Raw genomic sequence first — 25,124 nt, forward strand, 5'->3', positions numbered from 1 at the left:
TAATGCGCAACGCCTGAGGCTTGCGTAAAAGAACCTTGTGGGAGCCGGCTTGCCGGCGATAGGGCCGGTACAGGCAGTCGCTAGCTCAGCCCTGCAGCAGGTCGGGGCTATTGAAGTTGCTCAACCGCCGATCATCCTCGGCACACTCCAGCCCCTGCACCGGCTCAAGCAACAGCGCCTTTTGCAAACTCCGCTCACCCGCCGCCCAGGCCTGCTCAAGCACCGGCAGCAACCTGCGCGGCAGCACGCTGAACATCGGCTGCCAATAGCCAGCCTGGCGCACCATGGCGGCACTGTCATTGGCCACCGCCAGCTGTAGCAATTCCTCGATCAACCCCTGGTCAATCAATGGCGCATCACAGGCCAGCACCACCACCCATTCCTGCCGCGCCACTGCCAGCCCGGCAATGACGCCGGCCAACGGCCCGGGGAAGCCCACTTCAGCGTCGGATACCAGCTGATCGGCAAACGGGCGATAAAGATCCTGGTTGCGGTTGCAGGAGATCACCACGTCATCGCTGAGCGCCCGCACCACGCGCTGCACATGCGCCACAAGTGGTTCGCCACGCCACGGCACCAACCCTTTGTCACGGCCGCCCATGCGCTGGCCGCGGCCGCCAGCGAGGATCAATGCAGAAAAGGAGGGGAGCCTGGGCATTGTGTCGATTCCTGAAGTGCAAGGACCGCACCCTCCCACGCTGCAGCGCAATTGTCCAGGCTGGCCGGGGGTGCCCTTACAGGGCAATCCCACCGGCGGCTTATTGAGCGTCGATAGCTTGCGCGTCGCCATCGGCCCGCTTGCGGCGGCGCTCGCCCAGGCGCATCACCACCACAAAGAACACCGGCACGAACACCACCGCCAAGGTCGCGCTGAGCATCCCGCCGATTACCCCGGTACCGATCGCTTGCTGGCTCGCCGAGCTGGCACCGGTGGCGATGGCCAATGGCACTACGCCGAGGATGAACGCCAGCGAAGTCATGACAATCGGCCGCAGGCGCAGGCGGGCAGCCTGGATGGCGGCGTCGACAGCGTCCACACCCTGGTCCACCAGGCTCTTGGCGAACTCGATGATAAGGATGGCATTCTTCGCCGACAGGCCGATCAGGGTAATCAGGCCGACCTTGAAGAACACGTCGTTGGGCATGCCGCGCAGGGTTACCGCCAGCACCGCACCCAGCACGCCAAGCGGCACCACCAGCAGCACGGCGGTGGGGATCGACCAGCTTTCGTACAGCGCCGCCAGGCACAGGAACACCACCAGCAGCGACAGCGCCATCAGCAGCGGCGCCTGGCTGCCGGACAAGCGTTCCTGCAGCGACAGGCCCGTCCATTCCAGGCCGGCGCCGGCCGGCAGCTGCGCGACCAGGCGTTCAACCTCGGCCATGGCGTCGCCCGAGCTGTAGCCGGCCGCCGGCTCGCCGGAAATCGACACGGCCGGGTAGCCGTTGTAGCGGGTCAGCTGCACCGGGCCGCTGACCCACTTGGCCTGGACGAAGGCAGCCAGCGGGACCATCTTGCCGCTGCTGTTGCGCACGTGGATTTTCAGCAAGTCCTCGACCTGGCTGCGCTGGTCGCCTTCGGCCTGCACCACCACCCGCTGCATGCGGCCCTGGTTGGGGAAGTCGTTGACGTAGTTGGAGCCCACTGCGGTGTCCAGCACCGCGCCGATATCGGCAAACGAGATGCCCAGCGCGTTGGCCTGGCGGCGGTCGATCTCCAGCTGCACCTGCGGGCTTTCGGCCAGCGATGACTCGCGCACATTGACCAGTATCTTGCTCTTGCGGGCACCGGCCAGCAGTTCGTCACGGGCGGCCATCAGCGCGGCATGGCCCATGCCGCCGCGGTCCTGCAGGCGGAACTCGAAGCCGGTGGATTCACCCAGGCCGTCGATGGGCGGCGGCAGCACCGAGAACGCCACCGCATCCTTGATCTGCGAAAACGCTGCGCTGGCGCGGTCGGCAATCGATTGGGCACTGTCGTCGGCGCCGCGTTCGGACCAATCCTTCAGGGTGGTGAAGGTCAGCGCGGCGTTCTGCCCACTGCCCGAGAAGCTGAACCCGAGGATCACCGTGGTGTTGCCCACGCCAGGCTCTTCGGCGTTATGCGCCTCGATCTGCGCGGCCACCTGCTCGGTGCGCATGCGGCTGGCACCCGGCGGCAGCTGGATGTCGGTGATGGTGTAGCCCTGGTCCTCGGTGGGCAGGAACGCCGTGGGCAGTTGGCTGAAGCCATAACCCAGCACGGCCAGTAGCACGCCATACACCAGCAGGTAACGACCGCTGCGCTTGAGTGCATTGACGACCCAGCGCTCGTAGCCGTTGCTCATGGCCTCGAAACGCCGGTTGAACCAGCCGAAGAACCCTGTGCGCTCGTGGTGCTCGCCCTTGGCCAGGGGCTTGAGCAGCGTAGCGCACAGGGCCGGCGTCAGGCTCAGGGCGAGGAACGCCGAGAACAGGATCGACACCGCCATCGACAGTGAGAACTGCTGGTAGATGACGCCCACCGAACCCTTCATGAACGCCATGGGCAGGAACACCGCCACCAGCACCAGGGTGATGCCGACAATGGCGCCGCTGATCTGGCCCATGGCCTTGCGCGTGGCCTCCTTGGGCGGCAGGCCTTCTTCGGCCATGATCCGCTCGACGTTTTCCACCACCACGATGGCGTCGTCCACCAGGATGCCGATGGCCAGCACCATGCCGAACAGGGTCAGCACGTTGACCGAGAAGCCCAGCGCCAGCATGACGGCGAAGGTGCCCATCAGCGCCACCGGCACCACCAGGGTCGGGATCAGCGTGTAGCGCAGGTTCTGCAAGAACAGGAACATCACCGCGAACACCAGCAGCATGGCTTCGAACAGGGTACTGATGACCTGCTGGATCGACACCTTGACGAACGGCGAGGTGTCGTAAGGGATGTCGTACTTGACCCCTTCGGGGAAGTAGCGCGACAGCTCCTGCATCTTCGCCCGCACCAGCGTGGCGGTTTCCATGGCGTTGGCGCCCGGCGCCAGCTGCACGCTGAAGGCACTGGCCGGCTTGCCGTTCAGCCGCGTGCCGTACTGATACTCCTGGGCGCCGATCTCGACCCGGGCAACATCGCCGATGGTCACGGTCGAGCCGTCCTGGTTCGCCCGCAACACGATCGCGGCAAACTCCTCAGGGGTGCTGAGCTGGCCCTTGACCACCACGTTGGCGGTGATCTCCTGGGTGCTGCGGGCGGGGAGGTCGCCGATGCTGCCGGGTGCGACCTGGGCGTTCTGCGCAGCGATGGCCTCGGCCACGTCATTGGGCGTCAGGTTGAAACCGATCAGCCTGGCCGGGTCGATCCAGATACGCATGGCCCGTTCGGAACCGTACAGCTGGGCCTTGCCGACGCCCTTGAGGCGGCGGATTTCGTTCATCACATTGCGCGCCAGAATGTCCGACAGCGCGGTTTCGTCGAGCGTGCCGTCCTCGGACGTCAGGGTGCCAAGCAGCAGGAAGCCGGTGGAGACCTTTTCCACCTGCAGGCCCTGTTGGGTGACCGGGCGCGGCAGGCGCGACTCGACCACCTTGAGACGGTTCTGCACATCGACCTGGGCCAGATCGGGGTGGGTACCCGGTTCGAAGGTGGCGGTGATGGTGGCGCTACCCAGGCTGCTCTGCGACTCGAAGTACAGCAGGTTGTCGGCGCCGTTGAGCTCCTGCTCGATCAGGCTGACCACGCTCTCGTCCATGGTCGCCGCCGAGGCGCCCGGGTACACGGCATAGATTTCCACCTGCGGCGGCGCCACGTTGGGGTACTGGGCCACCGGCAACTGCGGGATGGCCAGCGCGCCGGCCAGCAGGATGAACAACGCGACCACCCAGGCGAACACCGGGCGGTCGATGAAGAATTGCGGCATGGGTCAGGCCCTCATTGGCCGTTGTGCTGGGCGATGGGCTGGGTGTTCTGGCTGGCGTCGACCTGCACATGGTCACCGGCCTTGACGTGTTGCAGGCCTTCGACCACCACGCGGTCACCGGCTGCAAGGCCTTCGCTGACGATCCAGCGGTCGCCCTGGGCGTTGCCGAGGACCACCTGGCGTTCGCTGATGCGCGCCTGCGCGTCGACCACCAGCACCTTCGGTACGCCAGCGCTGTCGCGCAGGATGGCGCGCTGCGGCACGCTGATGCCCTTGGGCTGCACGGCCTGCTCTAGGCGTACGCGCACATAGCTGCCGGGCAGCAGGTCGAGGTCCGGGTTGGGGAACTCGCTGCGCAGGGTGATCTGGTTGGTGCTCGGGTCGACGCTGATATCGGAGAACAACAACTTGCCGGGCAACGGGTAGGCACTGCCGTCATCCTGGATCAACGTGGCACGCGCCTCGCCGTTGCCGGCCTGCTGCAGTTCGCCCGCACGCAAGGCGCGGCGCAGGGCGTTGAGCTCGCGGGTCGACTGGGTGACGTCGGCATGGATCGGGTCCAGTTGCTGGATGGTGGCCAGCGGCGTGGTCTCGTTCTGCCCCACCAGGGCACCTTCGGTGACCAGCGCACGGCCGATGCGCCCGGCGATCGGCGCCGTGACGGTGGCGTAGCCCAGGTTCAGGCGGGCCCGCTCCAGTGCAGCCTTGGCCTCGGCCACTTCGGCGTCAGCCTGAAGGAAGGCGGCCCGGGCGTTGTCGTATTCCTGGCGGCTGACGGCCTTGTCATCCACCAGGTCGCGGTAGCGCTGTTCCTGCAGGCGCGCCTGGTACAGGTTGGCCTGGGCTTTGGCCAGGGTGGCCCGGGCGCTGTCGTGGTCGGCTTTGAACGGTGCCGGGTCGATGAGGAACAGCACGTCGCCTTGCTTGACGTCGCTGCCCTCGCGGTAAACACGCTTGAGCACCACGCCGGCGACCCGCGCACGCACTTCGGCCGTGCGCGGTGCCAGAATGCGCCCGCTCAGTTCGGTGCTGATCGCCAGCGGCTGCAACTGCAGGGTTTCTACCCCGACGTGGGGCGTGGGTGCCTGCTCGTCCTTCCCGGCGTCGTCGCCACAACCGGCCAGGGACAGGGTAAGCAGTGCCAGAAGCGCCAAAGGGCGCAGGCGATGGGTAAACATGATAGGCATACGGATCTTCCGATGATGACCGTGCGTATGCTAAGGCAGAGGTTGCCTGAGCGCCTGTTAAGCTGTGTAGGGCGAGTGTGAAAAAGTGTGAAGAACAATCCTGTCTGCGGGCGGGATTCTATATCCTGCCGGTCTTTCCCCTTGTGTCCAAGCGCTTATGCCAAACCTTCTTCTGGTCGAAGACGACAGTGCCCTGTCCGAGCTCATTGCCAGCTACCTGCAACGCAATGACTTCCATGTGCGGGTGATCGCCCGGGGCGATCATGTGCTGGAGGCGTTCCGCCAGGACAAACCGGACCTGGTCATCCTCGACCTGATGCTGCCGGGCATCGACGGCCTGCAGGTGTGCCGCCTGCTGCGCCAGGAATCACAAAGCCTGCCGATCCTGATGCTCACGGCCCGCGACGATAGCCACGACCAGGTGCTGGGCCTGGAGATGGGCGCCGACGATTATGTGACCAAACCCTGCGAACCGCGCGTGCTGCTGGCACGTGTACGCACCTTGCTGCGCCGCAGCAGCGTGCACGAGCCGCGCCTGGACAGCGAGCAGATCCTGGTCGGCGGTTTGCGTATCGACCTGGCCGAGCGCGTGGTCAGCTGGCGCGGCGAAGAGGTGGAGCTGTCCAGCGGCGAGTACAACCTGCTGGTGGTGCTGGCCCGCAATGCCGGCGAAGTGCTCAGCCGCGACCGCATTCTCCAGCAATTGCGTGGCATCGAGTTCAACGGCACCGACCGCTCGGTGGACGTGGCCATCTCCAAGCTGCGCCGCAAGTTCGACGACAGCGCCGGCGAGGCGCGCAAGATCAAGACCGTGTGGGGCAAGGGCTACTTGTTCAGCCGCGTCGAATGGGAGTGCTGATACCGCATGCTGAAGATTCTGGTGCGCCTGTACCTGCTGATCATCGTCGCTTACGCCGGTGCGCTGCTGTTGATTCCGGACACCATCGTCGGCCTGTTCCATGACCGCTTCATGGCCTACAACCTGGACCAGGCCAAGGGGGTGCAATCGCTGATCGTCCGCCAGTTCCGCCAGGCCCCGCGCGAGCAGTGGCCTGCGGTGGAGCAGGACCTGGCCAAGGCATTCGCGCCGCTGCAGGTGACGCTGCTGCGCACCGACCAGGCCGGTTTGAGCCCGCAGGAGCAGGCACGCCTGGAGCACGGCCTGTACGCAGTGCGCATCGGCGACTGGGGTTACTACCAAACCGTGCTGGCCCCGCTGGAACAAGGCTGGCTGGTGAGCCTGCACGCGCCGCCAGACCCACTGGACATCAATGTGCTGTCGTGGGGCGTGACGGTGCTGATCGGCGCCGCCATGCTCGGCTGCCTGCTGCTGTGGGTGTGGCCGCACTGGCGCGACCTGGAGCGCCTCAAGGAAACCGCCAGGCGCCTGGGCCAGGGGCAGATGGCCGAGCGCACGCATATCTCGCCGCATTCGAACATCGGTGAGCTGGCCGGGGTGTTCGACACCATGGCCAGCGACCTGGAGCGCCACGTCAACCAGCAGCGCGAGCTGCTCAATGCGGTGTCCCATGAACTGCGCACGCCGCTCACGCGGCTGGATTTCGGCCTGGTGCTGTTGTTTGACGAAGTGCCGCCCAGCAGCCGCAAGCGCCTGCTGGAGCTGGTCGGGCATGTGCGTGAGCTGGACGAACTGGTGCTCGAGCTGCTGTCCTACAGCCGGCTGTACAACGCCGACCAGGCCCGCGAGCGGGTCGAGGTGTCATTGCTGGAACTGGTCGACAGCGTGCTCGGCGGCTTTGCCGAAGAACTCGACAGCCGTGGCATCCAGTGGGAGGTGCGCGCCGAAGGCGATCTGCCGCGCTTCGTGCTCGACCCACGGCTGACCGCCCGCGCGGTGCAGAACCTGGTGCGCAACGGCATGCGCTATTGCGACCAGAGCCTGCTGCTGCGCTTGCGCCTGGAGGCGAACGGCGCCTGCCTGCTGACCGTCGAGGACGACGGCATCGGCATCCCGGTGCAGGAGCGCGAGCGGATCTTCCAGCCGTTCTACCGCCTGGACCGCAGCCGCGACCGCAATACCGGCGGCTTCGGCCTGGGCCTGGCGATCAGCAGAAGGGCCATCGAGGGCCAGGGCGGAACGCTTACCGTGGCGCAGTCGGCGCTGGGTGGGGCGCAGTTCAGGATTCGGCTGCCAGCCGGCTAGTCCACAACACGAAGCGGTCCTTGCCGGTGTGCTTGGCCTGGTACAGCGCCTGGTCGGCCTTGACCAGCGCCATGGTCAGGGTATCTGCGCTGCCCACCTCGGCCAGCCCGATGCTGATCGTCACCGGGTGCGCACCCAGGTCTTCGCGCACCCGCTTGCACAACGATTCAACCTGGCGCTCGGCGGCTTGCTGATCCAGCCCGTGCAGGAAGATCGCAAATTCCTCGCCGCCGAGCCTTGCGAACTCATGGCCCGCCATCGATGCCTTGATGTGCACGGCCACGCGTTTGAGCACCTCATCGCCGACGTCATGCCCGTAGCGGTCGTTGACCTTCTTGAAATTGTCGATGTCGATCATGGCCAGCCACTGCCCGGGTGGTGCCTGCTGCAATTGGCGTTGAGCCTTGGCCATGAACGAGCGGCGGTTGGGGATTTCGGTGAGCACATCGACGTAGGCCTGTTCCAGCAGCAACTTGGACATGTAGAAATTGTGCAGCTTGGCCTGGCGGATGCGCAGGTAGCTGTAGATCACCAGGCCGCTGAGGAACACCGCATAGCTCACCAACATGGCTGCTTCAAGGTCGTCCAGGTCGATGTTGGTGTCATAGAACGGGTTCAGCATGGCCCAGGTGATGCCCATGGCGCAGAAGAACGACCAGCGCCGTACCGGCAGCACCGAGACGCTGTACAGCACGGTGGAGGTGCCGAGCACCAGCCAGACCGGGCGAAGGGCGATCGGGATGCCTTCGATGACCAGGCGCATGCCCAAGGTGATGACGGCTATGAACAGCAGGTTGAGCACGTCGAAGTGGTGGGTTTTGCGGGTAAAACCCAGGACCACGGTGAGGCTGCACATCAGCGCCAGGAACAGGCCTGAAAGCCAGGTGAAACCTTGGTTGCCCAGGTAGCTGACCATCAGGTCGAAGAGCAGCCAGACAGCGATGCTGAGGCAGAAGATCAGTTGGCAGAAGCGTCGAGCGGTGTCGTATTCATGCTGGCGAAATTCGGCGCGCAGGGCGGCGGGGGCCACCTGCTGGCGCACGTATTCCTCGATGGTCTTGAACATTCATCTGGCCCTGTTGAGGAGTGCTTTGTCAGTGCCGGCCTCATCGCGGGCAAGCCCGCTCCTACGGGATAATTGCTGACCCAAGGGCGATGGTCGACCTGTAGGAGCGGGCTTGCCCGCGATGAGGCCCGAACAGACGACTCAATTCTGCGGCAGGATACCCCGAGCCCACGGCCGGTAGCGCAGGGCAAACACCGCTTCGGCATGGCACCCACCCGTCAGCCCGGGCGGGGCCGGCTCGGCCCGAAACGCCTGCCCCGGCGCGCTCACCTGGCGAAAGGCCTCACGCACCACCCCGACCCGGCACGGCAGGGCCTGTTCGTACCCCTGGCGCACCAACGGCGGCAACCGCCCAGTCCCGGCACCGTCCTGCCACCACACAGTCAAACCCAACCCCACCAGTTGCTCCAGCCACGCGGCGTTGACCCGCGGTGCCAGCGTGCCGGCACTGAACGCACTGATGTGCAGCGGCTTGTCCAACTGCCGGTTGAACGCCTGCAACTGGCCGTACAGTGCTTCACGGCGTGCGGGGTCACGAAAGTGCAGATCGTCCAGCTCCATTGGCAGGTACCAGCCGGCTACCTCCAGGTTCCAGTCCTTGCGCACCTGCTGGTAGTGGCTCAGTGAGCGGCCCAGCTGCGCTTTCCAGTAGCTGTTCAGTCCATCCCCATCGAGCGCTTCGAGGCGCTGGTAGTAGGCCGGGTCCATGTACAAGCCGAGCACCAGCTCCAACCCCTGCGCGCGGGCTTCGCGCAGGCTGTTGGCCAGCCACCCCTGGGCGCCGCCGAAATCGCTGTCACCGTAGGCGCTCCACTGCACGATCAGGGTCTTGCCGCCGTGCGCTGCGGTGGCGCGCCACAGTTGCTGCCACTGGGCTGGGCTGACCGCGGCGTCGCGGTTCAGGGGTTGGTAGAACAGCCGCTGGTCGGCCATGGCCGGCAGGCACAGGGCAAGCATGCAGATTGCCAGGAAGGTACGCATCAGAAGGTCATCTCCGCGCCCACCAGCACGCCGTTGGCGCGCTCGTAGAGGTTGCCACCCAGCGACTGCTGATACTCGGCGCGCACTTTCAGCGAGCCGCGGTAGGCGTTGTAACGGTCGTCGTCGAACCACCATTGCCAACGCACACCCACGCCTGCCCGGGCGTCCTGGCGCCAGTCATTGCTCGGGTCCTGGCTGGCAAATTCGAGGAAGCCATAAGGCATCAGGGTTTGCGGCGAGGTGCCAGGCAGCTTCCAGGCATGCCCCTGCTGGTAGCGCGACAACCAGGCATGGTCGCCGGCGCGGGTCCACCAGGCGGCGTCCAGGTACAAAAAGCGCTCGTTCCAGTCGTCCTCGTCAACCCGCCAGTCGTTACGCCAATCCCCTTGGTCGAGGAATGAGGCCGTCGCGCGCAACAGCAAGTCGTTGCTCGATTCGGCGTTGTGGCGCAAATCGCCCCAATTGCCGCCGACCTTGGCCGGGCTCAGCAGCTCGCCAAGGCTCAGCCCGCTGTAATGCTCGGCGTCGATCTGGCGTTGGTGATACAGCTCGGCATACAGGTTGAGGTTGGCCTGGCCCAGCGGCTTGTAGCGCAGGCCGACGCCAGTGCCCATGCTTTGCGCGTAGTCGGTGCGGCTCTGGCCGCCGAAAAGCACGCGGCCGTACACCGACAAGGTGCTGCCATTGCGGCTGGGCTCGTCGCCCAGTGCGTGGTCCCACATGGCCAACTGCACGTTCTGCGACTGTGCCCGGCGAGCGCTGCCACTGCGCTGGCCGGTGTCGAGGAATTTGTCGTTGGTCGAGGTGCCGGCTGGCGACCAGGTGCTGGCCAGGGTGACGCTGTCGCGGCGCGACAGGGTTTCGTGAGCGCGTCGCTGGCGGTACTTGCGCGCTTCGAGGCTGCCATATTCATCGTCACCGTCGACCAGGTGCTGCTCTACGTCGATGATCCGGCGCAGCTCGCGGCGGGCAGAGGCGCTGTCTTCGGCTTCGTCGTAACGCAGAGCGAGGGTTTCGCCGAGGCGGTAGTCCTCCGGAAAATCGCGCGTGGCGCTTTGCAGATAAGGGATCGACTGGCGGCGCTGGGCCTTGTCGGGCGAACCGGCCAGGCGCATGCCGTAGTCGGCACGGTAGCGGGGCTGGTCCGGTGCCAGGCGTAGCGCCTCGGCCAGCCAGGCCGTGCTCTGGGCGCTGTCGCCGGCCAGTTGCGCGGTGCTGGCGGCTGCGTAGTAGTGGTCGGCACGCGGGTTGTGCGCCAGGGCCTGACGCTGGAAGCCAAGCGCTGCCTGCAGGTCGCCCTGGCGCTGGGCGATCGCGGCGCCCAAGGCCCAGTCGTCGGCGCTGTTGTGCGCAGCGGCGTCCCAGTAGCGGCGCGCGGCCTGTGGGTCGCCTGCGTGCAAGGCGCCAGCGGCGGCGGTCAGGCGGGCGTTGTCGGTCCAGGCGCTGTCGGGCAGGCTGCGCCAGATCGGCAGGGCGGCTGTGGAGTCGCCGGCGGCTTCCAGGGCGTAGGCCAGCGGTAAGCGGTTGCCGCTGTCGCCCAGGCGTTCAGCGGCCTGGTAGTAGACCACTGCTGCACCGGGCTGCTCGGGCATGGCGCAACGGCCCAGAGCACGGTACTGGCCAGCTTCGCTTGGGTTGGCCGGGACAGCCTGGTGTACGGCGTCGCACTGGCCGGCCTCGGCCAGGCGCGCGAGCAGCTGGGCGCGTGTTTGGGTATCGACGCGTGGGATCAGGCCCAGCATCCGTTGGCTGTCCAGCGGCCCGTCGTCACGCGCGTAAAAATTGCCCAGGCGCTGCAGCAGCGAGGGCGTCAGCCGGCCCTTACGGCGGTCGTAGGCCTGCTCAAGAAGGCTTCGTGCACGTTCGCTGTGGCCCTGCTTTACCAGCAGGAAGGTTGCCTGTTCAAGTGCGGCCAGGTTACCGCTCTGGCGGTAGCGTTGCTCCCATTCGGCGGCCGTGCGTGGTTGTGGGGGTTGCACGGGGTCGCCGTAAAGGCGCTGCTTGAGGATGGCGTAGGCGCGGGGGTCGACGGCGGCGGCGCAGCTTTTGAGCTGCTCGCGGGCGACATCCGGGTCATGCCGCGACAGCCAGTCGACCGTCTCCAGGCACGGGCGCTGCAGTTCGTTGCTCAGGCGCCGCAGCAACGGCGCATCGTCGCCTTCACGGGCCAGTTCCCACAGTTGCTGGCGTTGTTCGGGCTGTTGCAGCTGCTCGGCAGGGAGGGTTTGCAGCCAGCGTTGCGCCTGCTGGTTATGGCCCACGGCGATGGCTCGGTTGGCCATGGCCAGCCGGGTCTGGTTGGCGACTTCAGGGGAGGGCGCGCTTTGCAGCAACCGTGTCAGGCCCTTTTCATCCACTTGCTGGACATAGGCATTGGCCAGGCGCTGCCAGTCTTCAGCTGGCAGCTGGCCTTTTTCGGCCAACGGCTGCAGCTGTTCGATGGTCTCTTTCCAGTTGCGCAACTGTTCGGCGAAATTGGCCCGGGCCAGGCGCAGCACCTGGCCATCGTCACGGGGTGGTAACTGGCTGAGCCATTGCAGGGCTTTGCCGGCACCGCCGAACTTGGCCAGGCTCAGGCTGTAGGCCTGCCACAGCCGTACCCGCTGCATGCCGTCGGCCGTAGCCAGCCAGCTTTCAACCTGGCTGGCGGGCGGTGGGTCCTGTTCGATCCAGGTCAGGCGCAGCTGCAGCAAGGCATCGGCATGCTCGGGGCCATCGAGTTGCTCGGCCAGGGCTTGTGCCTCTTTGTAGCGGCGTTGGTGGGCCAGTGCCTCCACCAGCAAGGCGCGCGCCTCGTCATTGTTCGGCACGCGGCCCAGCACATGGCGGGTCAGGCGTTCGACCTCGGCCCAGTTATCCTTTTTCGCTTCGCGGTAACTGCGCTCCATGAACGGGTAGCTGGTGAAACGCTGAAAGTCCGTCATGGGCGCGGCCAGCGTGGGCAGGGCGGTGGAGCACAGCAACAGGCCGGTGAAGGTGAGGGTGAAACGCGGCTTCATGCCACCTCCCTGATCAGGTCAAAGGCGGCCTGCTGTTCGCTGGCCTGCTCGGCGAGCGCCTGCTGCAGCACGTGCTCGGTGATGATGCCGCGCGCGATCAGGTGCTCGCCAAGGCTCTGCTGCTCGGGGTCGAAGTCGATCAGTGCCTGGTTGAACAAGGTCGGCGGAACCATGCCGCGCACCTGCAGCAGGGCACCGAGCATGACCTGGTGAGTGCTGACCTGTTCGATCAGCTCGGCATTGTCCTGGTGCAGTTCGAGCACCTTGAGCATCTGCTGGGTCTCGGCGTGCTGCCAAGGGCTGGGGTAGTGCAAGCGCAGCCCCAGGGTTACGCGGCCCTGGGGCGCCAGGCGGCAACGGACGGGCCGTTTGAGCTGGCGGCTGATCACCCCCAGCGACACCTGGCTGACCGGGCTCTCGCTGGCCAGCACCAGCGTACTGCCGTCTTGCGCCACCGGCAGCACGCCGTAATGCGTGGCCAGCCGGCGCGGCAGTTGGGCGATCAGCTCTGCGTCGAGTTTGAACGGGTTGAGCGGCGCCCAAGGCATGTCCAGTTGCTCGGCCAGGGTCTGCACCAGCTGCTCGCTGGTCAGCCAGCCGCGCAGCAACAGCTCGCGGCCCAGGCGCCGGCGTACCGGGCTGGTGATGGCCTGCTCAAGCTGCTGTTCGCTGATGTAGCCTTTCTCGACCAGGCGGTGGCCCAGTGGCGTGCGGGCCGGCGAGGCGAGGGCGGGGAACTCGTGGGTGGTCTTGTCCCAGGCTACCCGGCGCGAATCGCCCATCTCCATGACTTGGCGCAGCGCGCGCAAGTTGGCGAAGAAATTGACGAAGTTGCTCCACATCATGCGCGGTGCCGACAGCAACCCTTCGCCGATGCCGTAATAGCGAGTAACGAACCAGCCGCGCTGGAACAGCCGGTTGATCAGCATCAGGCCGTTGAGCCAGAGCAGGGTGGTGAGCAGCCAGCTGTCACTGAGGATCGACATGAACCGCCAGGACTGCGGCGCGATAACCGTCACCAGCCACATGGCCAGCAACACCAGCAGCAACAGGTTGACGAGAAAGCTCAGCAGGTAGGCGAACAGGCCGCGCCGGTCCCGCCAGAGGAAGTAGTTGAGTGCGCCCGTGCGGCTCCAGCCGAGGTTGCTGGTGCCCTGGAACACGATGCCGACGATCCACCGCGACTTCTGCCGAATGGCGTGCTGCCAGTCGCGCGGAAAATGCTCGCGCACGCAGATCACCTGGGAGAACTCGCGGCTCATCCCCCAGCGCCAGTCGTGCTTGAGCGCCAGGGCCGGGTCGGTCACCGAATAGCGGGCGAAGATGCACTTCATGCCTTTTTGCTTCAGGCGAAAACCGATGTCGTAGTCTTCAGTGAGGCTCTGCACGTCGAAGGCGATGCCGTCGCCGTCTTCGAGCAGTGCGCTGATGGCGCGCCGGCTGAAGCAGGTGCCGACGCCTGCGCTGGGCACCTGGCCGGTGAGTGCTTCGCGCACGATCACGTCCTTGCCATGGTTTTCGGCGAATTCGTCCACATAGTGCCCGGCGGTGAAGCCTTTCCATTCCGGCGCATAGGGGTACACCGGGATCTGGATCATGTCCTTGGCCGGCAGCAGGTAGTTGAACAGCCGCAACTCCATGGGCGAGATCACGTCCTCGGCGTCGTGCAGGATGAAGCCTGCGAACTCGATGCGTGCGTCTTCCTGGAAACGCAGGATGGCATCGATGATGTTGTTCAGGCAGTCGGCCTTGCTGGTCGGGCCGGGGCGGGCGCAGACCACTTTGTGCACGTTGGGGTAGTGCAGGCACACGGCATCGACGTCGGCCTGGGTTTGCGGGTCGTTGGGGTAGGTGCCGACAAAGATCTGGTAGTTCTCGTAGTCGATGGTAGAGGCCGCCAGGCGCGCCATTTCGCCGACCACACCCACTTCGTTCCAGGCCGGGACCATGATCGCCAGCGGTTTTTCCGGCACTTCGAACAGGCGTTTTTCGTCAGCCTTTTCGTACTTGTCGTAGATGCGCACTTGCCGCACCACCTTGCGGCACCAGTAGCACAGGTCGATGAACAGGTCATCGAGGCCGAGCAGGAACATCAAGCTGGCAAGGATGATGGCCAGGATCTTCAGGCCGAACAGCACATAGGTGAGGAAGTCGACGAAAGCCAGGCTCATGCGTCACCCTGTTGACGGGTGGTTTCCTCGAACCAGAGGCTCAAGCGTTCGGCGATGATCTCGCTGGCGTGGCCGTCGCCGAACGGTGTGAATACCCGGGCCATGCGCGTGTAGGCTTGTTCATCGTCAAGCAGCTGGCTGGTTTCCTTGACGATACGCTCGGCCTGGGTGCCGACCAGCTTGACCGTGCCGCCTTCGAGTACCGACGGGCGCTCGGTCACCTTGCGCAGTACCAGCACGGGTTTGCCCAGCGCGGGGGCTTCTTCCTGCACGCCACCGGAGTCGGTGAGGATGATGTGGGCGCGGTTCATCAGCCAGACAAAATGCTGATAATCCTGCGGCGCCACCAAATGGATGTTGTCACGGCCGGAAAGCAGGCCGTAGACGGCCTTCTGTACCTGCGGGTTGAGGTGCACGGGGTAGACGAATTGCACGTCGGGGTAACGCAGGGCCAATTCGGCCAGGGCCAGGCAGATGCGTTCGAAGCCGGCGCCGAAGTTTTCCCTGCGATGGCCAGTGATCAGCACCATGCGCTGGTCGTCGCGCAGGGTGTGCAGGGGTGAGTCGGCCGAGGGGTGCCAGGCCGTTTGGGCCAGGTATTCGCGCATCCACAGCAGGGCATCGATAACGGTATTGCCGGTGACTTCGATGTGCTCCAGCGGCACGCCTTCACGCAGCAGGTTGTCGCGGGCTTTGCGGGTGGGGGCGAAGTGCAGGTCGGCGATCACCCCGGTCAGGCGCCGGTTGGCCTCCTCGGGCCAGGGTTGCTGCAGGTTGCCGGTGCGCAACCCCGCTTCGACGTGGCCGATGGGGATGTGCCGGTGGAAGGCTGCAAGGCCGGCAATGAAGCTGGTGGTGGTGTCGCCGTGCACCAGCACGATATCCGGGTTGACCTTCTCGAAGGCCTTGTCGATCTTGTCCAGCAGGTCACGGGCCAGCCCGTTGAGGGTCTGGTTCTGGGTCATCACCTTGAGGTCCTGATCGACGCTCAGGCCAAAAGCGGTGAGCACCTGCTCGAGCATCTCGCGGTGTTGGCCGGTGGAGCAGATATGCAGGTCGATGTCCGGCCATTCGCGCAATACCCTGGCCAGAGGGGCCATCTTGATCGCTTCTGGGCGGGTACCGAATACCATCATGACGGTGTTTGCCATCGTCTTGTTCCTCGTACGATTCCCTGGACGAAGTTGTACGAATTCGGGTTGCTTGCAATGGATAGATACAAGCAGTCGAGGGAGGGGTTGTCCAATGTGGGGGGCTGGAATCGGTGTGAGGTTCGGGAGATGCCTGGCTTGGGTGTGGAGGTGATGCGCAGATCGAGCGCCGCCCGCGCGGCGCTTGGCTTGGGATCTTCAGCGCCCTTGAGATCGAGCGCCGCCCGCGCGGCGCATCGCGGGCAAGCCCGCTCCTACATTTGTTGCAACGTACCATGGCCTGATAGGCCATAGTCGCCAGCTTTGTTAGCATGACGGGATTCCTCGGCTGGCGCTGCCGGCCTCTCACATGTCTTCAGCCATGCGCCAAGGCGGACAACCATGGCCTGACTGGAACGGCGCGTTGCAACAAATGTAGGAGCGGGCTTGCCCGCGATGCGCCGCGCGGGCGGCGCTCGATCTCAAGGGCGCTGAAGATCCCAAGGCAAGCGCTTCGCGATGCGCCGCGCGGGCGGCGCTCGATCTCAAAAACGATGAAAATGCCATGGCAAGCACATACAGGAGACCCAACCATGCAAGGCAAGGCCCGCAAGATCGTCCAGGCCATCCTCTACGAGGCCATCGCCGTGGCCTGCGTGGCGCCGGCGCTGGATCTGGCGTTCGGTGCCGGCATGGCGCAATCGGCCGTGCTGTCGATCCTGATGTCGGGCATCGCCATGAGCTGGAACATGGCCTTCAACTGGGCCTTCGAGCGCTGGGAAGCCCGCCAGCAACAACGTGAACGCACCTTTCTGCGCCGGTTGTTGCACGCGCTGGGCTTCGAAGGCGGGCTGGTAGTGCTGCTGTTGCCGCTGGTGGCGTACTGGCTGGATGTCAGCCTGTGGGCGGCGCTGCTGACCAACCTGGCGCTGTTCGTGTTCTTCTTCGTCTATGCCTTCGTGTTCCAGTGGGGCTTCGACAAGGTGTTCGATGTGCCGCTGTCTGCCCAGCAGGCCAAGTGTTGACACGCCCGCCCGTAGCGGGATAAGTTCCCACCCAATGAACACTTTCCTGCACGTGAACGCCATTATTATTACCGCCATTATCAGTTTGGCGGGCTAGCGCGTACGTGCACCAAACCCGCCCTGGAGGCGGGTTTTTACTCTTCGACTCCTGGGCAACGTGAAAACAGCCAAGGAGTTGCACCGATGACCAGCCTCAACGTCAGCCCACGTACCCCGCTCAGCCCGCAGCAACTGTTGTCGGAGCAGGTGCGGCGCATCTTGTCTGCGCCGGTGTACGACCTGGCCATCGAGACGCCCCTGCAAGCGGCACCGGCACTGTCTGCCAGCCTCGGCAACCAGGTGCTGCTCAAGCGCGAAGACCTGCAACCCACGTTCTCGTTCAAGATCCGCGGTGCCTACACCCGGCTGTCGCGGCTGACCACGGCCCAGCGCGAGCGCGGTGTGATTACCGCATCGGCGGGCAACCATGCGCAAGGCGTGGCCCTGGCGGCTTCGCATCTGGGCCTGAAAGCCACCATCGTGATGCCGACCACCACGCCATCGCTGAAGGTCGAAGGTGTGCGTTCGCGGGGTGGCCATGTGGTGCTGCACGGTGAAAGTTTCCCGCATGCGCTGGCCCATGCGCTGACCCTGGCCGACAGCGAGGGCGCAACCTTCGTGCCGCCGTTTGATGACCCGGACGTGATCGCCGGCCAGGGCACGGTAGGCATGGAAATCCTGCGTCAGCAGCCGGGTGCGCTGGACGCGATCTTCGTGCCGGTCGGTGGCGGCGGGCTGGTGGCGGGGATTGCCGCCTATGTGAAGTACCTGCGCCCCGAGGTGAAGGTGATCGGTGTCGAGCCGGAAGATTCCAACTGCCTGCAGGCCGCCATGGCCGCCGGCGAGCGGGTGATTCTGCCGCAGGTCGGCACCTTTGCCGACGGCGTGGCAGTGGCCCAGGTCGGGGCCCACTGCTTTGAACTGTGCCGGCACTTTGTCGATGAGGTGTTGACTGTCAGCAGCGACGAGCTGTGCGCGGCGATCAAGGACATCTACGACGATACCCGCTCCATCACCGAGCCCTCAGGCGCCCTGGCGGTAGCGGGCATCAAGAAGTACGTGGCGCGCGAAGGCGTGCAGGGCCAGACCCTGGTGGCCATCGATTCCGGCGCCAACGTCAACTTCGACCGCCTGCGCCATGTGGCCGAGCGCGCCGAGCTGGGTGAGCAGCGTGAGGCGATCATCGCCGTGACCATCCCCGAGCAACCCGGCAGTTTCCGCGCCTTCTGCCAGGCGCTGGGCAAGCGGCAGATCACCGAGTTCAACTACCGCTATTACCCGGGCAAGGAAGCGCGGCTGTTCGTAGGCGTGCAGACGCACCCGCTGCACGACCCGCGTGAAAAGTTGCTGGCCAGCCTGGCCGAACAGGGCTACAGCGTACTCGACCTGACCGACAACGAGCTGGCCAAACTGCATGTGCGCCATACCGTGGGCGGGCATGCGGCGCCGGGGGCGGATGAGCGCGTACTGCGCTTCGAGTTCCCCGAGCGGCCGGGGGCGCTGTTAGGTTTCCTGGAGCGGCTGGGCAAGCGCTGGAACATCAGCCTGTTCCATTACCGCAACCATGGCGCGGCCGAGGCGCGGGTGTTTGCCGCGCTGGAAGTGCCGGCGGATGAGCAGGCCAGGTTGCCGCAGGCGCTGGATGAGATGGGGTATCGGTATTGGGATGAGACTGATAACCCGGCGTACGCGTTGTTTCTTGGGTAACCGCGCACTAGCGGGACTGCGTGAATTATCGGGGGCTGCTTTGCAGCCCTATCGCGACACAAGGCCGCTGCCACAGGGAGGCAGCGTATCTTGATCAGCGCTCGCGCATGAAGAACCCGGCCACAAACTTGCGGAAGGTCTCCAGGCTCTTGAAATCCGCATACCGCTTGAAGTTCTCGGCATCCGGCTCCGGCCCCACCGGCTGCTCGAGCAGCGACACCGACAGCACCCGGTCCTGATCCGAGGTCAGCACCAGCTCATCCATCACCTGGCCGCCAATCACCGGCCGGCGCATCTGCACCTTGACACCCTTGCTGGCCATCCAGTCGATCAACGACACCAGCGCTTTGAGCGGCTCACGTTCTTCGTCGCGGTATACCGGGAACAGGTGAGCGCGTGACAGCACCGGCACGCTGGCCACGTGGATCAGTTCGTAGAAGTGACTGCCCGCTGTGGTCGGCGAATACAGCGCCAGTGCCAGCAGCGGCCCGGACGTCCGGCTGCCGCCCCAATACAGATGATGCCCCTGGAAGTCGAAGCCATCCTCGCGGCGATTGTTGAACACCTTGCGCCCCTTGATCTGGTCGACGCAATCGAGCATCAGGCCATGGCGGCGGTGGTTGCCGAACACCGTGGCCTCGCGCAGGCGGGCCTTGAGCATCAGCATGTGCTTCATGTCCAGCCGGGTTTCCAGGTAGTTGCTGGCGGGCACGCGCTCGAGCAGCGGGTAACGGCTGGCGACGCTGCGCAGTTCGGCAAACTGGCTGGTGAGGTCTTTTTTCAGGTGCGTGGCGTAGAGGTTCAAGCCACTGGTTTCGATCCAGGTCAACAGCAGCGACAGCAGACGCTGCTGCTCCCGGCGCTCGCTGCCGTCAGGGGCGCCGCCAGCGCTGTCGCTGGCCTTGCGGAAATCACCCAGCAGGCGCAGCGCGGTGTCGGGGGGCAGCCAGGCGGCGGGCGGGGCGGGGTCTTGCTCGCGCTCGGCCGCCTCGCGCTCGTCCTTGGTGAACGGGCACCCCGGCGCATGCTCGGCGGTGCCGGGGTTGTTCTTGAGAAACAGGGTACCGGTGCTGCCATTGAGGGTGACATTCAGTACCGGCAGGGCATCCTTGCGGCAATCGCAGGCCAGCCAATGGTTGGCGCTGCGCACCCTCATCAATAACTGGTTGGCCTGCAGCAGGCGGGGGCCAACAAGGGTGCCCGCGGCAAATGCCTGCAGCAGTTCCTCTTCGGCCGGGGTCAGGCTACGGACCTGCGCGGCGGTTTTGTCGATGATTCGCATGAAGCAGCTCCAAGCTACGAGCCACAAGCTTCAAGCAAAGTCGCGCCGCTTTCAACTCGCTCCTCAACTACCACCGAACATCTTGGCGGCGCGGGCACGGATTTCCTCTGGGCTGAGGTCCTCTTTGTGGGTGGAGACGAACCACATGTTGCCGAACGGGTCTTTCAGCGTGCCGCTGCGGTCGCCGTAGAACTGGTCTTTTACTTCATGCAATTGCGTGGCGCCGGCGGCGAGGGCCTGGGCGTAGACTTTGTCGCAGTCCTCGACGTACAGGTGCAGGCCGACCGCAACGCCATTGAGTGACTGGCTGGCGGTGAGGCCACCTTCCATGTCGCACGGGTCGGCGAGCATCAACGACGAATCGCCGATCTTCAGTTCGGCGTGGCCGACACGGCCGTCAGGGCCTTCGAGGCGGAACATCTCGACTGCGCCAAAGGCTTGCTTGTAGAACTCGATGGCCCTCGCAGCATCCTTTATACCCAGGTAAGGGGTGATGCTGTGCTGGCCTTCGGGGATGGGTTTGGCTGCCATGTTCGAATCTCCTTTGCCGGGGATGCAAGAGGGGCGCGATAGGCGCCCCTGTTGCATAGAGTCGTTTAGCAAAGCGCAAGATCGACACGCACCCTAGATCAAATGTCTATAACCAAGGCGGCATCAGAAGATGTAATCGGTGGTCAGGAAACTCGATTGCCGGTTGCGGATGATTTCGCTGATCAGTTCCTTGTTGGCCTCCTGGAACCGGGTTGCGACCAGCGTGCGGATGGAGAACACGCGCAGGGCGTCATGCACCGACAGCGTGCCTTCGGCGCTGTTCTTGCGGCCGTTGAAAGGGTAGGTGTCCGGGCCGCGCTGGCACTGGGCGTTGAGGTTGATCCGGCCTACCTGGTTGGCGAAGATATCGACCAGGCTGCCGATAGTCTGCGGGTCGTTGCCGAACAGGCTCAGCTGCTGGCCGTAGTCGGAGTCCAGCACGTAGTCGATCACTGTCTGCAGGTCGCGGTAAGGCACCACCGGCACCAGCGGGCCGAACTGTTCCTCGTGGTACACGCGCATGTCGCTGCTGACCGGGTAGAGCAGGGCGGGGTAGAAGAACGAGCCGCGGCTATGCCCACCACCTTCATTCAGCACTTGCGCGCCCTTGGCCGTGGCGTCGGCCACCAAGCCGTCGAGGTAGTCCACCTTGCCCGGCTCCGGCAGTGGGGTCAGGGCCACGCCTGGCTCCCACGGCATGCCCGGTTTCAGCGCGGCAAGCTTGCGCTTGAACTTGTCGAGGAACGCGTCGACCACATCCTCATGCACGAACAGGATTTTCAGCGCCGTGCAGCGTTGGCCGTTGAACGACAGCGCGCCGGTTACCGCTTCGTCGACGGCGTTGTCCAGGTCGACCTGCGGCAGCACGATGCCCGGGTTCTTGGCGTCAAGCCCCAGTGCCGCGCGCAGGCGGTGTGGGCGTGGGTGCAGTTTCTTCAGGTCGCTGGCGGCCTTGTGCGTACCGATGAAGGCGAACACATCCACCTTGCCGCTGGCCATCAAGGCGCTGACCGTCTCGCGGCCACGCCCATAAATGACGTTGATCACGCCAGCCGGGAAGCTGTCGCGGAAGGCTTCGAGCAGCGGGCGGATCAGCAGCACGCCGAACTTGGCCGGTTTGAACACCACGGTGTTGCCCATGATCAGGGCCGGGATCAGCGTGGTGAACGTTTCATTCAGGGGGTAGTTGTAAGGCCCCATGCACAGCGCCACGCCCAGTGGCGCGCGGCGGATCTGGCCGAGGGTGCCTTGCTCGAGCTCGAAACGGCTGGAGCGGCGGTCAAGGTCCTTGAGGGCGTTGATGGTATCGACGATGTAGTCGCAGGTGCGGTCGAATTCCTTTTCGGAGTCCTTGAGGTTCTTGCCAATCTCCCACATCAGCAGCTTGACCACCGCCTGGCGCTGTTCGCGCATGCGTGCCAGGAAAGTTTCGACATGCTGGATGCGTTCGGCAACGCGCATGTTCGGCCATACCCCGCGGCCCTTGTCGTAGGCCTGCACGGCGGCATCGAGTGCGGTCAGGGCGGTATCGGCGTCGAGCAGCGGGGCGCTGCCGAGGATGACCTGGCGCTCGCTGTCGCCCTCCTTGAGCCAGACCGGGCTGCGCACGGTAGCCAGTGGGCCGTCCCAGCGGCGCAACTCACCGTTCACCAGGTAGTCGCGTTGCTCGAGTGGCTCGCCCAGGCGCCAGGCCTCGGGGATGTTCTCGGCGGCAGGAAACAACGAATCGAGCAGACGGTCCATGGGTACTGCACCTCACATGTGTTGGCTAGGTGAAACGCTTCAGCTTCGAGCATGCACCGGCCTGAAGAAAAACACCAGTCTGGCTCAACATTGCCGAAGCTGCGCCGATACAGAAGCAATCGAGTGCGTCCGCAGGCTTATGATCCCGTCCAATTCCCCGTATTCCGATGAGCAGAAGCCGGCTGCCGGCACCCTGCGCAAGACCGTCAAGCGCTTGCTGCCGGTGGCTTTCGCCCTGGCCGGCATCGGCTTGTCGGTGGCGCTTGGGCACCTGGACGCACAGCGCCAGCAGGCGCCAGAGGGCGCAGGCGTGTTCGCTTCGCCGCTGTTCTGGCTGGGGCTTGTGTGCACCGGCCTGAGCGGCCTGTTGGTCGCCCAGATCAATCGCAAGCAGCGCCAGTTGGTGCAGCGCAACCGCGAGTTGCAGCGCTCGCAGGCGCAGCTCGAGCGCCTGGCGCATTACGACACTATTACCGGGCTGCCCAACCGCGTGCTGTTCCAGCAACAGTTGGCCGACGCCACCCGCCAAGGCAACGGCCTGGCAGTGCTGATGCTGGACATCGACGGCTTCAAGCAGGTCAACGACAGCTTGGGCCATGCCATGGGCGACTTGCTGCTGCAGCAGGCCACCGCGCGCTTTCTGCAGGAGCTGGACACCACCGACCGGCTGTGCCGGCTGGGCGGTGACGAGTTCGTGTTCATGCTCCAGGGCACCCAGGGGCAGATCAACCATCAGGTCCGCCACCTGCTGCGTTGCCTGCAACGGCCGTTCGACCTCAACGGCAATGCCGCGCTGGTCACCGGCAGCATCGGCCTGGCCTGGTGCCCGCAGCATGGCGCCGACGTTGGCAGCCTGCTGCGCCACGCCGACACCGCGATGTACGTGGCCAAGGAGGGCGGGCGCAATACCTGGCGGCCGTACCACCGCGACATGACCGCGCGCCTGCAACAGCGCCTGGAGCTGGAGCGCAACTTGCGTCGGGCCCTGCAGAACAACGAGTTCGAGCTGTGGTACCAACCCAAGGTGGACCTGTTCAGTGGCCAGCTGGAAGGGGTTGAAGCGTTGCTTCGCTGGCGTGACCCTGAGCATGGCCTGGTTTCACCTGGCGAATTCATCCCGCTGGCGGAGCGCACCGGCCTGATCATCCCGCTGGGTGAGCGGGTGCTGGAATTAGCCTGTGCGCAATTGGCGGCATGGCGTGCCGACGATTGCCTGCCTCGCCCGCTGGCCATCAACGTTGCCGCCCTGCAGATCGAGCGCAGCGACTACGTGTCGAGCCTGGCGCTGGCGCTTGAACGGCATGCTCTGTCGCCCAATATGCTGGAAGTGGAAATCACCGAGAGCCTGTTGATGGAAAGCCAGCAGCAGGCCTGCGCCGCGTTGGCCCAGCTGCAGGCCATGGGGGTGGCCACGGCAGTCGACGACTTCGGCACGGGCTACTCGTCGCTGGCCTACCTGCGTGCCTTGCCGATCGACCACCTGAAGATCGACCGTGCGTTCATCAAAGACCTGCCCGGTGATGACGACGCCGTGGCCATCGCCCGGGCAATCATCGACCTGGGCCACGCCCTGGGCTATCGCATCACGGCTGAAGGCATCGAAACCCAGGAACAGTATGACTTCCTGCGCAATGCAGGTTGTGATCAGGGGCAGGGCTACCTGATGGGGCGGCCGATGCCTGCGCCTGACCTGGCGCTTTGGTTGGCCCGTCAGCCCGACCGGGCGAGGGGTAATGGCAACGCCGAGAGATAGTCACTTGTCGATAGGTGCCAGGTGCACCTTGCCGTGTTACTTATCCCTTATTTGACGCCATTAAATAGAGGCCGGTGATATCAATTGGCCGCTTGCCAAGACGCAGCCTTGCATCTTAAATTGTTACTGAATATTAGGATGGTAGAGCGGCTAAGTTCCCATTTATATCAATGCGTTACGCGGGTTATCTGCACATTTCCGATACTCTTTTTCGATCACGCCCATGGGCAACATCTAAGGACGTCGAAGCAGACATGAAACAGCACCTGGCAGCGGTAGCCCGAAAATTCATCTCCCCCTCCATGCGCTACGAGCTCAGAAACGTTTCAAACGTGATACGCGACATGCTGGGGCGTGCGTGTTTCTGGCGCTGGGAAGTGGCCCGTTTCAGGCTGCAGCAGGAGAGCCCCTACGAAATCCTCTACATTGGCAGAAAGCAGCAGCGGGAAATGGCCAAGCTGCTGATTGGCGGCAAGGGCCAGCAGCAGGCCCAGGTGCCCGAAAGCAGCGCGGCAGCCACCACGGCGAACCGTGTGGTGGTGAGTGAACTGCCGACCCTCGGCGCGTTGTCCGTGCCGCACTACCTGAGTGCCGTCGTGCCACTGGGCCGTTCGCTGGACGACATCACCGCTCGCTATGACAGCGAACTGCGCCGCAGCATCCGCAAGAACCGCCCATTGTATGAGATGAGGCAAACCCTGGCGGATGACGACATCGCCATGGCCGACCGCGACCTGCTGCGCCCGTACGCCACCGCCAGGCAGGGCATCCATGCGGCGCAGTTCCCCACCGAAGAGGTATTCCGCCTGGCCAAGGGGGTAGGCCGGCTGGACTTGATTACCCTCAATGGCGAAGTGGTCGCCTGCCACCTGGGCTGCGAGATAACCCGCGCCGGCAAGCGTTACTGGAGTACGCTGCGTTTCGGTTACTGCGAAGCGGTGTTTTCCGACGCCAAGAAGCTGCGCGAAGTCAATTCCATCACCACCTTCATGGCGCTGGAGTGGGCCTTGGCCAACGGCTTCGACTACTACGACATCGGCCTGTGCCTGGCACGCCCCGATGACGGGCTGCTGAAATGGAAGCGCCGACGCGGGGGCGATGTCGATTCGCTTGGCAACCACGCCTACATGTTCATCCGCCTGCCCCGCACGGGCGTTGCGCAGTTTCTCTGGGACACGCCGCTGTTTGCGGTAGAAGGCAACAAGTTGACGCTGCACCTGGGGTTACCCGACGGGTCCAGTGATGAAGAACTTGCCAGCCGTTATCACGAGATGGTGTTTGGTGGCCTGCACAAAATATACCTTTATGGTGCCAGAAGTTCGGGCGAGCAATTTCTGCAGAACTTGCGCGAGCGTTACGCGAGCGTAAAGTCGCCGCCGACGATGGAGCGGGTTTTGTCCAATTAAGTTGTACGCAGGTTCGGCATCGAACAGGTTGTCGTTTGCCACGTTATTGACGT

Annotated in this window: 17 protein-coding genes; 6 read left to right on the forward strand and 11 right to left on the reverse strand. The window is 64.7% G+C overall.

The annotated features are described in order from the left end of the window. Window positions 1-85: 85 nt before the first annotated feature. The 3 genes from mobA to ACNQPL_RS20940 form a co-directional block, all read right to left on the reverse strand. On the reverse strand, window positions 86-658 hold the full coding sequence (gene mobA, locus ACNQPL_RS20930; RefSeq protein ID WP_416467779.1) for a molybdenum cofactor guanylyltransferase MobA: 573 nt from the start codon (window positions 656-658) through the stop codon (window positions 86-88). A 100-nt stretch (window positions 659-758) separates the two neighbouring features. After that, entirely contained in the window at window positions 759-3,887 is a 3,129-nt protein-coding gene (locus ACNQPL_RS20935; RefSeq protein WP_416467780.1) for a multidrug efflux RND transporter permease subunit, read from the reverse strand. An 11-nt stretch (window positions 3,888-3,898) separates the two neighbouring features. Beyond that, entirely contained in the window at window positions 3,899-5,074 is a 1,176-nt protein-coding gene (locus tag ACNQPL_RS20940) for an efflux RND transporter periplasmic adaptor subunit (protein ID WP_416467782.1), read from the reverse strand. Window positions 5,075-5,231: 157 nt separating this feature from the next. Between ACNQPL_RS20940 and ACNQPL_RS20945 the strand changes: the two genes are divergently transcribed. Both ACNQPL_RS20945 and ACNQPL_RS20950 read left to right on the forward strand, forming a co-directional pair. Then, window positions 5,232-5,933 (forward strand): response regulator transcription factor, encoded by a 702-nt coding sequence (locus tag ACNQPL_RS20945; RefSeq protein WP_346613211.1) that lies wholly within the window; start codon window positions 5,232-5,234, stop codon window positions 5,931-5,933. A 6-nt stretch (window positions 5,934-5,939) separates the two neighbouring features. Further along, window positions 5,940-7,238 (forward strand): ATP-binding protein, encoded by a 1,299-nt coding sequence (locus tag ACNQPL_RS20950; RefSeq protein WP_416467783.1) that lies wholly within the window; start codon window positions 5,940-5,942, stop codon window positions 7,236-7,238. Here the strand turns inward: ACNQPL_RS20950 and ACNQPL_RS20955 are convergent. From ACNQPL_RS20955 to wecB, 5 genes are all read right to left on the reverse strand, one after another. Further along, window positions 7,213-8,304: a diguanylate cyclase domain-containing protein gene (locus ACNQPL_RS20955; RefSeq protein WP_416467784.1), complete on the reverse strand. Its 1,092-nt coding sequence runs from the start codon at window positions 8,302-8,304 to the stop codon at window positions 7,213-7,215. The genes ACNQPL_RS20950 and ACNQPL_RS20955 overlap by 26 nt on opposite strands. 141 nt (window positions 8,305-8,445) lie before the next feature. Further along, on the reverse strand, window positions 8,446-9,285 hold the full coding sequence (locus tag ACNQPL_RS20960) for a DUF4434 family protein (RefSeq protein ID WP_416467785.1): 840 nt from the start codon (window positions 9,283-9,285) through the stop codon (window positions 8,446-8,448). After that, a complete protein-coding gene (locus ACNQPL_RS20965) occupies window positions 9,285-12,284 on the reverse strand; it encodes a phage receptor (protein WP_416467787.1) in 3,000 nt (999 codons plus the stop codon). The genes ACNQPL_RS20960 and ACNQPL_RS20965 overlap by 1 nt, the downstream gene beginning before the upstream one ends. Continuing rightward, a complete protein-coding gene (gene nrfB / locus ACNQPL_RS20970) occupies window positions 12,281-14,455 on the reverse strand; it encodes a cyclic di-3',5'-guanylate-activated glycosyltransferase NrfB (RefSeq protein ID WP_416467789.1) in 2,175 nt (724 codons plus the stop codon). Before nrfB ends, ACNQPL_RS20965 begins: the two co-directional genes overlap by 4 nt. Beyond that, window positions 14,452-15,606, reverse strand: a complete 1,155-nt coding sequence (wecB, locus tag ACNQPL_RS20975) for a non-hydrolyzing UDP-N-acetylglucosamine 2-epimerase (protein ID WP_416467790.1) — start codon at window positions 15,604-15,606, stop codon at window positions 14,452-14,454. The genes nrfB and wecB overlap by 4 nt, the downstream gene beginning before the upstream one ends. A gap of 572 nt (window positions 15,607-16,178) precedes the next feature. Here wecB and ACNQPL_RS20980 point away from each other — a divergent pair. Together ACNQPL_RS20980 and ilvA are read left to right on the forward strand one after the other, a co-directional pair. Next, on the forward strand, window positions 16,179-16,610 hold the full coding sequence (locus ACNQPL_RS20980; protein WP_416467792.1) for a PACE efflux transporter: 432 nt from the start codon (window positions 16,179-16,181) through the stop codon (window positions 16,608-16,610). A 183-nt stretch (window positions 16,611-16,793) separates the two neighbouring features. Next, window positions 16,794-18,356, forward strand: a complete 1,563-nt coding sequence (ilvA, locus tag ACNQPL_RS20985; protein ID WP_387532033.1) for a threonine ammonia-lyase, biosynthetic — start codon at window positions 16,794-16,796, stop codon at window positions 18,354-18,356. Window positions 18,357-18,450: 94 nt separating this feature from the next. Here ilvA and ACNQPL_RS20990 read toward each other — a convergent pair whose 3' ends face one another. The 3 genes from ACNQPL_RS20990 to ACNQPL_RS21000 all read right to left on the reverse strand — a co-directional run bounded on the left by ACNQPL_RS20990 (window position 18,451) and on the right by ACNQPL_RS21000 (window position 21,912). Beyond that, window positions 18,451-19,638 (reverse strand): hypothetical protein, encoded by a 1,188-nt coding sequence (locus tag ACNQPL_RS20990; protein WP_416467793.1) that lies wholly within the window; start codon window positions 19,636-19,638, stop codon window positions 18,451-18,453. A gap of 63 nt (window positions 19,639-19,701) precedes the next feature. Continuing rightward, window positions 19,702-20,169: a VOC family protein gene (locus ACNQPL_RS20995; protein WP_346613221.1), complete on the reverse strand. Its 468-nt coding sequence runs from the start codon at window positions 20,167-20,169 to the stop codon at window positions 19,702-19,704. A 123-nt stretch (window positions 20,170-20,292) separates the two neighbouring features. Next, window positions 20,293-21,912, reverse strand: coding sequence for an NADP-dependent glyceraldehyde-3-phosphate dehydrogenase (locus tag ACNQPL_RS21000; protein ID WP_416467795.1), 1,620 nt, complete (start codon window positions 21,910-21,912; stop codon window positions 20,293-20,295). A 139-nt stretch (window positions 21,913-22,051) separates the two neighbouring features. Here ACNQPL_RS21000 and ACNQPL_RS21005 point away from each other — a divergent pair, with 139 nt between their 5' ends. Both ACNQPL_RS21005 and ACNQPL_RS21010 read left to right on the forward strand, forming a co-directional pair. Beyond that, entirely contained in the window at window positions 22,052-23,665 is a 1,614-nt protein-coding gene (locus tag ACNQPL_RS21005) for a putative bifunctional diguanylate cyclase/phosphodiesterase (RefSeq protein WP_416467797.1), read from the forward strand. Between the two features lie 254 nt (window positions 23,666-23,919). Continuing rightward, window positions 23,920-25,071, forward strand: a complete 1,152-nt coding sequence (locus tag ACNQPL_RS21010) for a hypothetical protein (RefSeq protein WP_416467798.1) — start codon at window positions 23,920-23,922, stop codon at window positions 25,069-25,071. Window positions 25,072-25,124 lie beyond the last annotated feature (53 nt).

Origin of the sequence: Pseudomonas sp. LFS044, assembly GCF_047978245.1 — a bacterium.
Taxonomy (GTDB): domain Bacteria; phylum Pseudomonadota; class Gammaproteobacteria; order Pseudomonadales; family Pseudomonadaceae; genus Aquipseudomonas.

Excerpts from the sequence above, each read along its gene's own strand:
- mobA (WP_416467779.1), bottom strand. The coding sequence starts at position 658 with ATGCCCAGGCTCCCCTCCTTTTCTGCATTGATCCTCGCTGGCGGCCGC.
- ACNQPL_RS20935 (WP_416467780.1), bottom strand. The coding sequence starts at position 3,887 with ATGCCGCAATTCTTCATCGACCGCCCGGTGTTCGCCTGGGTGGTCGCG.
- ACNQPL_RS20940 (WP_416467782.1), bottom strand. The coding sequence starts at position 5,074 with ATGCCTATCATGTTTACCCATCGCCTGCGCCCTTTGGCGCTTCTGGCA.
- ACNQPL_RS20945 (WP_346613211.1), top strand. The coding sequence starts at position 5,232 with ATGCCAAACCTTCTTCTGGTCGAAGACGACAGTGCCCTGTCCGAGCTC.
- ACNQPL_RS20950 (WP_416467783.1), top strand. The coding sequence starts at position 5,940 with ATGCTGAAGATTCTGGTGCGCCTGTACCTGCTGATCATCGTCGCTTAC.
- ACNQPL_RS20955 (WP_416467784.1), bottom strand. The coding sequence starts at position 8,304 with ATGTTCAAGACCATCGAGGAATACGTGCGCCAGCAGGTGGCCCCCGCC.
- ACNQPL_RS20960 (WP_416467785.1), bottom strand. The coding sequence starts at position 9,285 with ATGCGTACCTTCCTGGCAATCTGCATGCTTGCCCTGTGCCTGCCGGCC.
- ACNQPL_RS20965 (WP_416467787.1), bottom strand. The coding sequence starts at position 12,284 with ATGAAGCCGCGTTTCACCCTCACCTTCACCGGCCTGTTGCTGTGCTCC.
- nrfB (WP_416467789.1), bottom strand. The coding sequence starts at position 14,455 with ATGAGCCTGGCTTTCGTCGACTTCCTCACCTATGTGCTGTTCGGCCTG.
- wecB (WP_416467790.1), bottom strand. The coding sequence starts at position 15,606 with ATGGCAAACACCGTCATGATGGTATTCGGTACCCGCCCAGAAGCGATC.
- ACNQPL_RS20980 (WP_416467792.1), top strand. The coding sequence starts at position 16,179 with ATGCAAGGCAAGGCCCGCAAGATCGTCCAGGCCATCCTCTACGAGGCC.
- ilvA (WP_387532033.1), top strand. The coding sequence starts at position 16,794 with ATGACCAGCCTCAACGTCAGCCCACGTACCCCGCTCAGCCCGCAGCAA.
- ACNQPL_RS20990 (WP_416467793.1), bottom strand. The coding sequence starts at position 19,638 with ATGCGAATCATCGACAAAACCGCCGCGCAGGTCCGTAGCCTGACCCCG.
- ACNQPL_RS20995 (WP_346613221.1), bottom strand. The coding sequence starts at position 20,169 with ATGGCAGCCAAACCCATCCCCGAAGGCCAGCACAGCATCACCCCTTAC.
- ACNQPL_RS21000 (WP_416467795.1), bottom strand. The coding sequence starts at position 21,912 with ATGGACCGTCTGCTCGATTCGTTGTTTCCTGCCGCCGAGAACATCCCC.
- ACNQPL_RS21005 (WP_416467797.1), top strand. The coding sequence starts at position 22,052 with ATGATCCCGTCCAATTCCCCGTATTCCGATGAGCAGAAGCCGGCTGCC.
- ACNQPL_RS21010 (WP_416467798.1), top strand. The coding sequence starts at position 23,920 with ATGAAACAGCACCTGGCAGCGGTAGCCCGAAAATTCATCTCCCCCTCC.